The following is a 14,103-nucleotide window of genomic DNA, read 5'->3' on the forward strand; positions in this document are numbered from 1 at the left end:
AATGAATAAGCTATTAACAACGTTATTGATGGGCGTCAACTTAGTTGCCTGTGTCAAAATCCCCAAAACAGTCACTCATGACAACACCCTTTCTTTTACCAACATAAATAGCTACTCATTTCACACATTAATAAAAGGAAAAGATGAAAACCCAGTTGTTATTGTTGTTCATGGAGGACCCGGTGGTGACTTTCAATACCTTAGATCCTTGAGCGCTTTAGCTGAGAACCATAAAGTGATTTTTTATGACCAACGAGGCAGTGGTTTATCTCCTAGAGTGAAGAAATCTCAACTGACAGTGGAGCAAAACCTTGATGACCTTAATGCTCTGGTCGATCATTTTTCTATGGGAAACCAAGTAAAGCTTATTGGTCATTCCTGGGGAGGAATGCTGGTTTCTGGTTATCTATCTACCCATCCAGAGAAAGTATCACATGCTGTGATTATTGAACCTGGAATGCTCTACCCTGAAGCCGCTCACGAATTTGTAAAAGTCATGAAAAGGACTCAATCTGTTGCTGATTTTTTTACTCTAATTAAACACATGAGTGTTTATCCGTTTGTAAAAAAACTAGATGGAGATGAAGGTTTTGACTATGTAATGACAAAAATACTCAATCAGAACAAACCGAATTCACCTTATCAGTGTCAAGGTCAATCCATGCCTAAAAACGCCTTTATTCGAGGTGGCTTTGAAGCCTTTAATACCATGCTCAAACCAATTATGAGTCATCCAGCACGCTTCACCCATGACTTAACCAATGGCCTATTAGATTATCAAGGCGAACTCATGATGATAAGTAGCGAATGCAGTGTATTTGGCTATGAATTTCAGCAGCAGTATCACCAACCTAAAATGCCAGCACAAACCGTGCATATTAAAGCTGAAAAAATGGGACATAACATGATAACGCTTAACCCCAAATGGAGTTTAGCCGTTATCACTCCCTTTTTAGCTAGATAATAACAAGGCCATCTAGGGTCGACATTTCATTTCATCAATCATAAATAATCTAACTAAATTAAGGATAAATACGAACGATACCGCTTTTTCCTTCTATGTCACCGAGTATCCAGACTTTTTCAAATACATGAGGCTCTGGCATAGTAATAAGATGTTCTAAAGCTTTGATGTCTTCTTGCTTCCAAGCTGGGTGGGTATTGCGGATGACTAGCCAAACACGTTCTGTTTTATATCGTTTGCTCGATTTGTTTTCTAAAATACGATTTAGGGATTTAAGCAGCCGTTCATCGGCAGGTTCTTCTTTGAGCTGGGCTAATATTTGCTTGGTTTTCTCACTGAGATCTCGCCCTAGCACTTCCATGGCTTCCTCTTCCGAACCATAAAGATGAGCAATTTCAATATCCAAACGCTCACCTTCAAATAAGCAAGAAACATCTGGACGCATAGGGTCATTGTGCCAAATATGGCGAATAGGTTTACCAGTATTACGCTCATAGCAACGCATAAACAACTTGGCAGCGTCATGCTCTAGTGCAATTTTCTCTTTTTCGCTGTGATGCATAATGGCTCCTCAAAGCAACGAAACCACTTCCATTCTCTATAAATAGCGCAGTCAGCACTAACATTCCATATCTCTACTTGGTCGTTATCGATTTTTCTAGAAGCAAAGTAAGCTGATCTGAACTCATACGATTTTGATTCAACAACACAGGCATTAATAGCGCCTCTTTACTGATGGCTTTCAACAAAAACCATGAGTCTTGCGACACATGACAGGCTTCAATCCAGCGCTTCAACATGGACTCTAAAACCGTTTCAAATTGATCAAACAACACAAGCGTTGACGCTTCTAGTTTATGCTGTTCACCCAATAAAACCCGATACACAGCCAGACGTTCGGCTTTCTCAACCCAGACTTGCCAAAGACTTACCCAACCTTTTGTGAAAGTCGAATCATTACTTTCTTGTAAACAATGTAAGCAAGCACTCATGTCTTCTTTGGCACGCTCAATAAGAGATTCAAGCACGGTTTCCCACAAGACAAGTTTTGTTGGAAAATTACTATAAACCGTCGGTTTTGATACCTCAGCTGCTAACACAACTTGGTCAATACTGGTGCTTTGATAACCCTGTTTAGAAAATAGAACGCAAGCCGCATCAATAATGTGTGCCTTTTTACTGGGTCTTCCTCTTGCCATTGTTTTATCTCTACTGCCGATTATTCTGTTTATAGCGCCTATTCTAACCTATTGATGAAGGAGGACGTTTTATTTTTCAACTCCCCCCGCTAGAGAGCATTGAGCCTTTCTCCATATTTCCCTCAACTCACTTCCTTATTTTGTGCACATTGAAACAAACTAATACAAAGTAAGCCTAAGTATAATGCGCGACATCAAGGGATTCGATTTTGCTCGCTATCCTTCACAAGGCTCATTCTAGTTTGGATATCATATGGAAAATGCTCACAACGACACGACCTCTTCTGGAATATCACCAACTGAGTTCACTATCCTAGTCGCATCATTAATGTCGATTGTTGCGATTTCGATTGATGCACTTCTGCCAGCTTTAGGCATCATTGGTTCTGACCTGAATGCCACAACAGCAAACCAACCGCAGCTGCTTATTAGTATGCTGTTTCTTGGCATGGCATTAGGGCAATTAATTTGTGGGCCATTGTCTGACGCACTAGGACGACGTCCAATCTTATTTGGTGGTTTTGCTCTGTATATTGTTGGCACCATCATTTGCTACAAAGCGAACTCCTTGGAAGTCTTAATGTTTGGCCGTTTCATTCAGGGGCTAGGTGTCGCAGGCCCTTATATTTCGGCTATTTCCTTAGTCAGAGACTTATTTCATGGCGCTCAAATGGCACGCATCATGTCATTAGTTATGATGATATTTGTCCTCGTGCCGGCTTTTGCTCCGACCATTGGCCAAGGTATTTTATTCATTGCAGACTGGCGCAGTATTTTTGAATTCTACATGTTTTATGCGATTTTGATTGTTGTCTGGGTTGCCTTCCGATTAAAAGAAACCTTGCCCAAATCAAACCGAATTCCCTTTTCAAAAAAAGGCTTTTTAGATGGTTTTAAAGAGGTTCTAACCAATCGAATCACCGCCAGCTACACAGTTTGTATGGGCTTATTCTTTGGTAGCTTTATTGGCTATTTGAACTCTTCACAGCAAATTTTTCAGGTGCAATTTGAAACCGGTAATATGTTCTCAGTTTACTTTGGTTTACTGGCTTTGGTACTCGGCTTTTCCTCTTTAATGAACTCAAGAATTGTTGAGAAACACGGAGCAAAAATCATCGCTTTTAAAGCCATGACAGTCACTGTTTTAGCGTCTCTGGTTTTCTTGATTCTGCATGCTTTTGTAGACATCAGCTTATGGATGTTCTTGATTTATGCAGCGGTGATTTTTTTCTGCTTTGGTTTGCTGTTCGGCAATGTTAACTCATTAGCCATGGAACCAATGGGACACGTTGCAGGCATTGCCTCTGCGGTCATCGGTTCTATATCGTCTCTTATGTCTATGGGCATCGGTACGCTTGTTGGTCAAATGTACAACAACACATTGATCCCTATTTCAGGGAATTTTGTTCTGATGGGAGGCATTGCGCTAGGCATAATGTACTGGGCGGAAAAAGGACGTTTAACTGAAATTTCTGACGAAACGTCTAATGAAAACCCTGCAACATAAATAAAAATGGCGAAGCCGATACACAACGGTTTCGCCATTTTTGGTTCAAAAAAGTCTCATCTTCGGTGATTGTCATTCAACGTATGGAATCAAACGTCCAAAGACAATCACAGCAACCCAAAGAACAAGCGAGAATCCCGCAGCAAATTTCATATCTGCTGAGAACTTTTCAGTGTCGCTTCGTTTCTTCAATCGCCATGAAAAATACAAGGCGTTTAACAAGGCTAACAATATACACAGCATTTTTAGCTGAAATGATGGATTATCGAAATATCGGTCTGGATCACCAAAGAGAAAGGCAATACCTGTTGTTAGGTTGATAACGAAACCTGATATCGATACCAGAATAAACTTTTCAACGGCTGAAAATGGAACAGTAGAAGCAACGCCTAACGCTCGTAAATCTATCAATAATAAAGACCCAAACAGCAAGCACAAGCCGATGAAATGCAAGCTTTCTAATGATGGCCAAACATAACTGTGATTCACAATATAGTGATTCAGCGCAGTGTCACTCATCCACTGAACAAGCGTTTGGATTTGCATAGTAAAAACCACCTTAAAAGATATACGCGATCAAGCGCCCTGCAACTAAAGCCGTTATCCAAATAACAATCACAAGTAACGCCAAGGCTTTCTGTTTTCCTATGCACCGTCCCACCGACATTCGCCCCAATGAGATCAAACCCTCCGGCATATTTCCTACCGAGATACGCTTTGTTCTTGTCAGGCCTTTCACTAAGCAATGAGTTCCCACTAAGCCTGCTGCGATAAAAATAATTTTTATCCGAAACGGCCAGCTTTCCCAAAGGGTAGTCGCGCTGCCGAAAAACAGCGCCGTACCGGAAGCAAGATTAATCACAAAGCCTATCAACGCCAATTTCCAATAAACCAATAAGCGCCGAGGAGACATGCCTTGACCAAGCCCCAACACTCGAAAGCAAATCATCAACGCAAGTCCTACCAGCGTTCCCATGCCAATCGTGTGCAAGGTTAAGGCAATTGGGTATCCCCAAAGAGAAGTAGATACCCATTCACCAATGGGCGACATTTCGGCCCAGTTTAAAAAGTCCACAAGTCGACCTTACTTAGCGAACTTCAGTGGTTAAATCAGCACAGTCGTAAGGTTCATAATGCCCTTCTGTCAACTTCACTTCGTCCTTGCCAGAGAAACTTCCTTCTATATACAAAGGGTCTTCTCCTGTGTATTCGCGGTAAAGCGTCAAGCCATCGTCACTCAGATAAAAACGCTCAACCATGTGTAATTGGTCGCTGTGCATCGCGGCACCTTGTTTTACTGGCGGCGCATGAATATAACCTGGTTTAAAGCCAACCGTATCGACAACTAATACCTTGCCTTCCCAATGACCAATTGAATGACCTTCACGAGTCAACTCTAGGTTTTCTGGGTGTTTATCCAGATCAAGATGAATGGTTCGAGTGATGTCCATGAAGCCATAAGAAAGCACAATATCCTCTTCCGTTTGCTCTATCTTGTTGACCAACTGATCAAAGGTCCAATCGTCAATAATGTTCGTCGCAGCACAATGTAAACGAGGCGTATCTGCAAAATCATAACCAGCCACTGCAACTTTGCCAGCTTCTGTCAGATTAAACTGCACACGGCCTTCACCCATTGGAGGACGATCGCCACGTGGTGGACGCTGTTCGCCATCCGCCAATTTCGGTGCGCCTTCTGGCGGCATTGGACGCTTACCTTCTGAATCACCTTCTGCACGACGAGGCGGCATCGGGCCCCGTTTAGGTCGCTCAGCCACCCAAGTACCATCGATATTCGGCGTACCATCAGCCAAAACAGTTTGTCTTGGTTGCTTCACAAGTTGTCCTGCTTTATCGAAAATCGAATTACGTTTAATGGTCACACCATCGTCAAAAGTAATCGTATGCACATAACAAGCGTTGTCTTCGCTGCGAGCTGGAGAGCCGACAACCTTAATATGCGTACCTTTAGCAAAAGTCCCCGATGTCCAACCAGCACGTTTTAATGTGCTACCGGTTCCTAATTCACAACGCCACTCATTAGACTCACCCTGCGCGTCCAAAACATTAAAATAAATATAAGCATGGGGATTCACTAAACGACTCTTGGTCACAACACCTTCTACTTTGATGGTAACGGATTCATCAAATTGACCATTTACACCATGATGAGCATAAACATTACTCGCAAAAACACTGGCGCCAGCAAACAAAAAAAGCGCACTTTTATAAACAAACTGATTCATATCTATCCCTTTAAACACCGAAGGTTAACGTGGCCAGAATTTTATAGGAGAGGAAAAGCAAGCAACAAGAAAACAGCGGGTAAAGCTAGGTAAAATAAATGTGTGCAGAATATGGATGAATGGAAATAACAGAGCGTCAAACCTCATTATCTGACTCACTGGCAATTCAAAGCCTACAATATTTCTCTCTAACCTATTGCAATAAAACCTGATATATTCCCAAGCGCGTTATGCATTTATCATTGGCTAACCAGCTGATTACGGATGTTTTTTTAAAGTTCAACAACCCAAACCTTAATGTAATAGGAGTTCTACAATGCTTCACTCTAGCTTACGTACTTTGGCTTTATCTGCTGTTTTTCTGGCGGGTAGCTTTTCTTTATCGGCACAAGCCCACGACGAATACACCTACAAAGATTTAAATGAACAGTCCGTTTTAGCCGCTACATGGATGCAATCGTCTGGCGAGTTTAAAGCCTTGTCATACCAAGCCTTTAACCTTGCAAAAATGCAATTCGACGCTTTCTCTGATGCTTATACTGGCAGCAAAAAAATTGCCGTTGTGGTTGACGCGGATGAAGCCGTTATCGACAACAGCGCTTACCAAACTTGGCTAATCGGCAAAGATTTCGGCTACTCAAGCTCAACATGGGCGAAATGGATGGAAGCCAGCGAAGCGAAAGCTATGCCAGGCGCGAAAGACTTCCTAAACTACGTAGCGGACAATGGCGGTGAAGTATTTTACGTAACGAACCGTAAAATCGTTGGTTTAGAAGGCACTCGTAAAAACCTTATTGAACTAGGTTTTCCGAATGTTGACGACGCACATTTGATGCTAAGAACCTCCACCAGCAACAAAGAACCTCGTCGTGAAATCATTGCGGAAAACTATGATATCGCACTTTTCGTAGGTGATAACCTAAACGACTTCTCAAGCGACTTCCGTGTAGAAACAATCGAAGAAAGCCACGCAGCCGTTGAGAAAAACAAAGACTTGTTTGGTACAAAATTCATCGTACTACCAAACCCATCTTACGGCGACTGGGAAGGCAAAGTGTACAAAGGCAACTGGGGCGCATCGCCAGCTGAGAAATCTCAAATGCGTAAAGACGTCTTGAATACTTGGGAACCAGCAGAATAATACACGCTGATTGATATCACCCATATCAAACAAGAAAACCCCGAGCAGATGCTTTCATCGCTCGGGGTTTTGTTTTTTTTAAGAGCTTTCGTTTCGTTTGCCCTCGATTTTCTAGTCTAATATTCATCAAAAAATAGCCTAAGTATCTATGTTAATGCTTGACTCATTACTGGTACCAACTTTAGTATTGATCTCAACACGGCCCCTGCCTCTTGTCTCTTTGAGATTACGCGGGGGTTTTTTATTGCTTGCTTTCCTCCACATCAGACAACCAAACACTCCAACCCTCAACAACACCAATATCAGCAATGGTTCGCTTATTGTCTGACTGTATTATTGGAAAATCATCTAAAAGCAAGGCTAATCGATGATGCCACTGAGTATTTGGGTAAATTTCTCGTACAGTATGACGCAATATAGCAAACAGAAGAAAAGGCTTAGCAATTAAGTCTGGCTTACCGATAAAATCATCACACCATCTTATTTCCCCTGATGTTGGTAACTTTGGTTGATCGACGATATTACGATTCCATAAACGGCTGTGATGTGCCGCTATATTACGTAAATGGTTCAATGAGCGAAGCCAGCTGGCAAAAACCTTAAAATCCTTTACTCCATACTTAGCAGCAATTTTCTCTTGATCTGGCACCTTCATCATCGCAAACAACTGAGACAGTGCACCAAAATCCCATACTTCTATGGCCACCCAAATGGGTAAATTTTCGCCATGGGTACTGAGGTAATGTTTTACAAAACCCTCTTTCTTTTTTGAGCGGCTGAGTAATCCTAGGTATTTATTTTGCCACGCTGTAAATGCAGCAACACCACTGAACTTTCGATTGGAAAATTTTGGGTAAAACTGCTGCTGATCAAGATACGCAAAAGCACTACGCTGGCCTTGCTATTCGTTCAGGTACAACTCAGCCATACTGTCTAAACGGGCTTTCACCTCTTTCCAATTTGGCATCACGCTGGTCAACAAACGCCAGAACTTTTCACTATGATTATGTTCAGCAATGTGGCAAAGCTCATGCAAAATCACGTAATCAATGCATTCTTTAGGGGCTTTTACTAAATGAGGATTAAGCATCAAATTACCACTGGCAGAGCAGCTTCCCCATTGTTTCGTCATCGATAAAACACGAAAATTTGGCAGGCTCTTTACCCAATCAACTTGCGGCAATAAAGCAGACAGACGCTCTTGAAAAATACATTCAGCACGCGCTTTATACCAACTGCGTACTTGTTGCTTAACCCTAGCCGATTTTTCAGCATTAGACTGAGAAAGCGTAACCAACAACTTTCCTCGCGTCATTTTCACTGAGGCAAAAGAATCTTCGTCCTCAACCACTTTCAGCACATAACGACGGCCAAGGTAAAACTGCATTTCACCGCTAACATAGTGCTTTGCCTGAACATATTCCAAATGCTCACGAAAACCTTTCAATGCATCATAAACCCACTTTGCGCGCTTCATCACCGCTTGGTGAATATTTTCACACGTGGCATCTTCAGGTGACGTGACAACCACTTCACAACTAGGGTGAACCTTGATCGTTATCTTGCGTTTCTTGCCTTCTAAGTGAGGCTTACGAACCACCTCGTAAGAGACAGCTTCATCCCCATAAACGAAACTGTATTCTTCTTTATTGTGCTCAACAGGAGAAACAGAAGTCACTAGTGGCGACCCGCAACGCCAGAGCGCGTAATCTTGATGACCCCATTGATAACCAATTTGGCCGCATCCATACCAATACGTTTAAACAATACAGGCAACAGCTTACGGGTGATCTGGTTCTCTATTTCCGATGGATTAATAGAATACTCAGCAACAGACTCGGTCACCACTTGGTCAATCAGCAAAGCGTACTCAAACCGTTCGTCGTCATTGAGATTTGCCTCAGCGGCGTATTGTAAAAACAAACCAAAATAGGCTTGAGCATGCCACCTAATTTTCGGATCAAGCTCAACAAATCGATCATTTGGTATGCCTTCAACTTTGCGCTCGGTTATTTGCTCTTCCATATCAGCGAACAGTAAATATTGCTTTACTGGCGCATCAAACATACCTTTCGCCTCTTCAATCGCCTGTTTCAGCAAATTAGAAAAGTACTCATGGGCATAAGGATCATCCGCCAGTTCTTGTTCAATCACCTTAGTAATGCGCCCTGTAATGGCATCTTTCTTGTTACGCGCCTCATCATCTGTCATCTCTTCCGGTTTAATATCTTTGCCCAAATTGCCAACCAGATACGCGCCTTTGGATTCTTGAATCTCAACACCGCCGATGTGCTTGTCTAACATAGTGCGAATACTTTCAGCGTACTCATCATAATTCACCGTTTCTTCTGCATCGGCACGGACTTGTTGTCGTAACTCAGCCATCGACTTAAGGGTTTTCTTGTACAGCTCACGCTTACTTAACCCCGAATTTGAATCAACAAGATCAAAGTTTTTATCTTCAAAATAGCTCGCCGATTGCAACGCTACTTTCAAACAATTAGAAAAAGCTGTTAAGGCGGTATAAAAGTCTTCCCGTTTTTTCAGGTTCGTATCCGTGATCCGCCCATCAATGGTATCAATTTTCTTAGCCAGAACTTGACGCAACGCTTGGGGATCTTGCTTATTCTGCACATCGGAAAAAGTATTCCAAAGTTCATTGTATAGCCCTGGCAACTTCTTATACTCAGTCTCCATACTGTTATACAAGCCTTTAAGATCATCAATATCAAAGCCACTTTGGGTGCGCTTTGCCAAGTCTTGATAATCAGAAATCGTCGCATCCAACTCTTTTAAAATGCCACGATAATCAACCAGGTAGCCAAATGATTTATCCGGATGCAGGCGGTTAACCCGCGCAATGGCTTGAATCAAGTTATGCTGTTTAAGCGGTTTATCGATATAAAGCACCGTATTTTTCGGTTCATCAAAGCCAGTCAGAAGTTTATCGACCACAATCATCAAATCAGGGCCATCTTCCTTACCAAACTCTTCAATGATGTGCTTGGTATAGGATTTCTCATCTTGGCCGAAATCCGAATCCAGTACGTTTTTTTTCCACCAATTCTGTACTGCATCCTTACTTTCCCCTTCAACCGTGTCGTGTCCTTCTCGCGTATCGGGTGGCGACATAGCCACGACCGAAGTCACTTTACCAATTTGGTCAAGCAGCTTCTTGTATTGAATCGCAGACGTTTTTGAATCGCACGCAAGCTGCCCTTTTAGGCCTTGGTGTTTAAAGTTTTGGAAATGGTCAGAAATATCATGGGCGATCAGCTCAATGCGACCTTCGGTTTGATAAATTTGACCTTTTTGAGCGAATTTCTTCTTTAGGTCCGTTCGCTGTTTTTCCGTGAGTTTATCCGTAATGCGGTCAAACCAAGCATCAATCACTTTATCATTGGTACTGAGGTCAGGAACACGTTCTTCATACAGCAAAGGCGTAACGGTTTTATCGTCCACCGCCTGCTGCATAGTGTAGGAATGAATAATCTTACCGAACTTATGTTCTGTTTTATCGTCTTGTAGCAGCGGTGTACCAGTAAAACCAATATAAGCGGCTTTAGGCAATGCTTGCTGCATAAAGATATTGTTAGAACCATTTTGGCTGCGGTGGCCTTCGTCCACCAGCACAATCATATCTGGGCTGTCGTTATAACATTCAGGCAACTCAATCGCGCTACCAAACTTATTAATAATGGTAAAAATAATGCGCTCGTTACCCTTGCCTATTTGTTCCGCAAGACGGCGGCCAGTGGTCGCCATGGCCGACTTTTGGTCTTTATCCGACAGCGCACCGCCAGAAGCAAAAGTACGAGCAAGCTGGCCTTCCAAATCGATTCGGTCCGTCACCACCACAACGCGACACTTAGCTAGCTCTTTAATCCAAATCAGCGCTTTCGATAAAAACACCATGGTAAAAGACTTGCCCGAACCCGTGGTGTGCCAAATCACTCCACCATTACGCGCGCCCTTTCTTTTTCCGGGTAAGGTGTCATCAAACGAAGTAACCCGTTCAATCAGCGCTTTAATCCCAAACACTTGCTGATAACGCGCAACAATTTTGCCTGCTTTTTTGTCAAACAAGGTGAAAAGCTGAGTCATCTCCAACAGACGGTCAGGGCGCAACAAAGACACCAATAAACGGTCTTGGCCCGTGACCACTAAATCACCGCCGCCAATCAGAGACAGATATTCATCCCGCACCTTGGTGGGACGATGAGCAAAGAGTTTGTCCAATTGCTCTGGGGTAAGTGGCGTGTTTTTAAGGCGCGCAAACGTCGCCTCAGTAATCTTTTCTTCTTTCCATTTGGCCCAAAATTTACTCGATGTGCCGCAGGTGCCGTACAAGCCCTCATGGCCATTGATCGACAACAGCAGTTGACTATAAGCAAACAAATGTGGAATCTCATCCGTTTTTTGGTTGCGAATGTTTTGCGAGATGCCCTCAAGAAGGGTTGGTTTACCTTCATGAGAAGAGTTAGGGCGTTTGGCTTCAATCACCACCCAAGGCAAGCCATTCACAAAACACACAATATCGGGAATGCGTTTGCCCGTTCCTTGGCTGTTTTCAACCGCCATCTCTTCGGTGAAGTGGAATCGGTTATGGCTTGGTTCTTGCCAGTCAATTAGCGCAATGGTTGGCGTGGCTTTTTTGCCCTCCACAAACTCAGTGACGCCAATACCATAGGTGAAAGCATTGTAGAGTTTTTCATTCGCCGCTTTTAAGCCTTCGTTCATGGCAGGGTTGGCCAGTTCGTGGACTATTTTGTCGATCGCCGCCGCGGACAGCTTACGTTCTTTCCCCATGAAGGAATAGGTTTTGTGTTTCAGTACATCACGCAGAACATCAGGCAGAATAACCAGAGTTCGGTTGCCTCGTCTCGCCAAGCACTCACTTGGTGGGACAAACTCATAACCAAGGTTGGTCAGCAAAGTCAGTGCGGGTATTTTGGCACTTTGCTCTTCTCTAAAGTTCGGTAAGGCGTCAGTCATAGCGTCACTCTATGGTTATATTTTTTTTGCTAGGTAATCAGCTAAAAAGCCGAAGAAAGATTTTCTTTGACCCCTACTGTTAACAGCAAGCACAGCGTTGTACAGTTTTCGAATATCTTGTTTGCTACGAGTGCCTTTCTTCTTCTCGAGTTCTTCTTGTATCGCTTTTAAAGCGTGTTGGCGATTCTTAACCAATCTAGTTTCATTAAGGTTTAGAATGTCATTTAACTCTTTATCAAAACTGAAATCATTCGAAGTTACCTTACCTGAACCATGTCTGTAGATAATTCGATTGTTTATTGAATGTGCTGTGTTCGCTGGAGAGTAAGTGAGTACTTTATTTTCTTTCTTTTTATCACAGGTGTAAGTGTGCTTTGGTTTTCCCTCGTTGCCACAACAACATGCTAGTAAATTGTTGTAATCAAGTTCTAAAGTTCTGTTGTCATCTTGGCAAGCCCAGTGCTCTATTCGCATGTTTTGAGCTTTAATCCTACTCATACAGTATGCACAAACATGGCCTTGCTCGCTCAGTAATGAAGCTTTTAAATCTGCTTTAACATCTTGAGGTAAATTGTCATAACTTGCCTGAGGGTCGTTTTTATAGGTAGTTAAACTGTTAGGTTGGGAGTTCTTAGTTATTTCATGCATTAGTCATCCCACCCAGCCAACTCAATAGATAATTTAGCTTTAACTAACTCTGGAATTTCGCCGTCTATTTCCTCTTCTAGTTGCAAGATTTGCTTTTCAGCTTCCAAATATTTTTCATCGGAAATTAGTGCGCTTATTGCTTCTAGTTTTTTAAAAACATCTGGGGTTCTCGAAAGCTGTTCACTAATTTCGCCTGTGTTCATTACCTCATCTAAAATATCATTACTGCTCAAGCCATAGGACTGCGCTGGTTTTTTTAGATTAAAACAACCCTCACCTACTTGATTGATAAGTTTGATATTTTTTGCTGATACATTGCCTAATACTTGTGGGCTATGTGTTGTCAGAATAAATTGTATTTGAGGAAATGCTGACTGAAGGCTCTTGACGATGTGTTGTTGCCACTGAGGGTGTAGGTGCATATCTACTTCATCAACTAAAACTATACCTTCTATCGATTTCAGTACACCTTTGTTTATATGAGGGTTTAATCTAATCGCTCGATAGGCAATATCAGCAACTAAGCCAAGAATATTACGTACACCGTCACTCAATAAGTTGATTGGCACATCGCCTTGTTCTTTATGGGTCGCAACAATTTGTCCGGCTTTTGAAGAATAACGCACGTTCGACCAACCCGAGGGACGCAATACCTCGTTTAATGCTTGTTGAAGTTCATCAAGTCGAGCCTGAAAGTGATTACTTTTCACTAAACTTCCTGAGCGGTGTTGCTCTCTGATTTCCAGTTCTCGCTCAAAACTTGACATCGTTTCATGGTAAAGCCAGTTTACAAAGTGACCATAACTTGTTCGTGGTTTGAGCCAGTCGGTATAGCCTTCTAAGCGACTCGCATCAGACAGCTTTGGCATTTTTTTTGTTGGGCCAACATTCTGATTAAAAAGTCTATCCGTTCCGTAATAAGCAATAATAGGTAGACTAGGGTTAGCTCCATCTTGAACAAGTTTTTGTAACAACTGAGCGCTATTTTTTTGTTCTCGTACAATCGTTGTTTTTGTGTTCTTTTTTACACTATTACGAAAGCGTTCCCAATGCATAGGATACAATTTGTTGTGTTGTTCTTTGGTACTTGCAGCAATACGACATGGCATTTGGTACTCCATACTGAACTCTCCATCACCAATGTCTACTCTAGCCAGATGAGTTTCACTGACATGTATGCCTCTGTCCGTACTGGTCGCAAAACCACTCATGAACTGACCATAAGCAATAGATATTGCTTCTAGTAAACTTGTTTTTCCTGTGCCATTTAACCCCACTAAAATGTTTACATCAGGCTCCAATTTTCCAGTGAAGTGTTTAAAGCCTCTATAGTTTTCTAACGTTAAAGTATCTAACTTCATATATTTAGCCTTAGCTTGTTTAGTTTCTTTATCTTGTGTTCT

12 protein-coding genes and 1 pseudogene are annotated in these 14,103 nt (G+C 42.3%); 3 read left to right on the forward strand and 10 right to left on the reverse strand.

Annotated features, from left to right (window positions below; translation table 11 throughout):
* The first annotated feature begins 1 nt into the window (after nt 1).
* Complete coding sequence (locus tag ACMUMQ_RS01070) at nt 2–964, forward strand: alpha/beta fold hydrolase (RefSeq protein ID WP_414680205.1); 963 nt, start codon at nt 2–4, stop codon at nt 962–964.
* 58 nt (nt 965–1,022) lie between these two features.
* Here the strand turns inward: ACMUMQ_RS01070 and ACMUMQ_RS01075 are convergent, their stop codons facing one another.
* Nucleotides 1,023–1,526: a hypothetical protein gene (locus tag ACMUMQ_RS01075; protein ID WP_414680206.1), complete on the reverse strand. Its 504-nt coding sequence runs from the start codon at nt 1,524–1,526 to the stop codon at nt 1,023–1,025.
* 73 nt (nt 1,527–1,599) lie between these two features.
* A complete protein-coding gene (locus ACMUMQ_RS01080; RefSeq protein WP_414680207.1) occupies nt 1,600–2,163 on the reverse strand; it encodes a TetR/AcrR family transcriptional regulator in 564 nt (187 codons plus the stop codon).
* Between the two features lie 253 nt (nt 2,164–2,416).
* On the opposite strand from ACMUMQ_RS01080, the gene ACMUMQ_RS01085 reads away from it, so the two are divergent.
* Nucleotides 2,417–3,670 (forward strand): multidrug effflux MFS transporter, encoded by a 1,254-nt coding sequence (locus ACMUMQ_RS01085; RefSeq protein ID WP_414680208.1) that lies wholly within the window; start codon nt 2,417–2,419, stop codon nt 3,668–3,670.
* A gap of 72 nt (nt 3,671–3,742) precedes the next feature.
* On the opposite strand, the gene ACMUMQ_RS01090 is transcribed toward ACMUMQ_RS01085, so the two are convergent.
* From ACMUMQ_RS01090 to ACMUMQ_RS01100, 3 genes are read right to left on the reverse strand one after another with little or no spacing between them, the layout of a single operon-like run.
* Complete coding sequence (locus ACMUMQ_RS01090; protein ID WP_414680209.1) at nt 3,743–4,216, reverse strand: hypothetical protein; 474 nt, start codon at nt 4,214–4,216, stop codon at nt 3,743–3,745.
* Between the two features lie 13 nt (nt 4,217–4,229).
* The gene (locus ACMUMQ_RS01095) at nt 4,230–4,745 is read right to left on the reverse strand and encodes a hypothetical protein (RefSeq protein ID WP_414680210.1); all 516 of its coding nucleotides are present in this window, start codon (nt 4,743–4,745) and stop codon (nt 4,230–4,232) included.
* Between the two features lie 13 nt (nt 4,746–4,758).
* The gene (locus tag ACMUMQ_RS01100; protein ID WP_414680211.1) at nt 4,759–5,916 is read right to left on the reverse strand and encodes a DUF6152 family protein; all 1,158 of its coding nucleotides are present in this window, start codon (nt 5,914–5,916) and stop codon (nt 4,759–4,761) included.
* Between the two features lie 316 nt (nt 5,917–6,232).
* Here ACMUMQ_RS01100 and ACMUMQ_RS01105 point away from each other — a divergent pair, with 316 nt between their 5' ends.
* Nucleotides 6,233–7,057 carry a 5'-nucleotidase, lipoprotein e(P4) family gene (locus ACMUMQ_RS01105; protein ID WP_414680212.1) on the forward strand — a complete coding sequence of 275 codons (825 nt, stop codon included), beginning with the start codon at nt 6,233–6,235 and terminating at the stop codon, nt 7,055–7,057.
* Nucleotides 7,058–7,298: 241 nt separating this feature from the next.
* Here ACMUMQ_RS01105 and ACMUMQ_RS01110 read toward each other — a convergent pair.
* The 5 genes and pseudogenes from ACMUMQ_RS01110 to ACMUMQ_RS01130 all read right to left on the reverse strand — a co-directional run.
* Nucleotides 7,299–7,931 (reverse strand): annotated as a pseudogene (locus ACMUMQ_RS01110) (Abi family protein); the annotation flags it as partial.
* A gap of 27 nt (nt 7,932–7,958) precedes the next feature.
* On the reverse strand, nt 7,959–8,735 hold the full coding sequence (locus tag ACMUMQ_RS01115; RefSeq protein WP_414680213.1) for a M48 family metallopeptidase: 777 nt from the start codon (nt 8,733–8,735) through the stop codon (nt 7,959–7,961).
* Nucleotides 8,735–12,052 carry a type I restriction endonuclease subunit R gene (locus ACMUMQ_RS01120; RefSeq protein WP_414680214.1) on the reverse strand — a complete coding sequence of 1,106 codons (3,318 nt, stop codon included), beginning with the start codon at nt 12,050–12,052 and terminating at the stop codon, nt 8,735–8,737. Before ACMUMQ_RS01120 ends, ACMUMQ_RS01115 begins: the two co-directional genes overlap by 1 nt.
* 15 nt (nt 12,053–12,067) lie before the next feature.
* Complete coding sequence (locus ACMUMQ_RS01125) at nt 12,068–12,700, reverse strand: retron system putative HNH endonuclease (protein ID WP_414680215.1); 633 nt, start codon at nt 12,698–12,700, stop codon at nt 12,068–12,070.
* Nucleotides 12,700–14,061, reverse strand: a complete 1,362-nt coding sequence (locus ACMUMQ_RS01130; RefSeq protein ID WP_414680216.1) for an AAA family ATPase — start codon at nt 14,059–14,061, stop codon at nt 12,700–12,702. The genes ACMUMQ_RS01125 and ACMUMQ_RS01130 overlap by 1 nt, the downstream gene beginning before the upstream one ends.
* Nucleotides 14,062–14,103 lie beyond the last annotated feature (42 nt).

The organism is Marinomonas algae (assembly GCF_047525555.1).
Taxonomy (GTDB): Bacteria; Pseudomonadota; Gammaproteobacteria; order Pseudomonadales; family Marinomonadaceae; genus Marinomonas.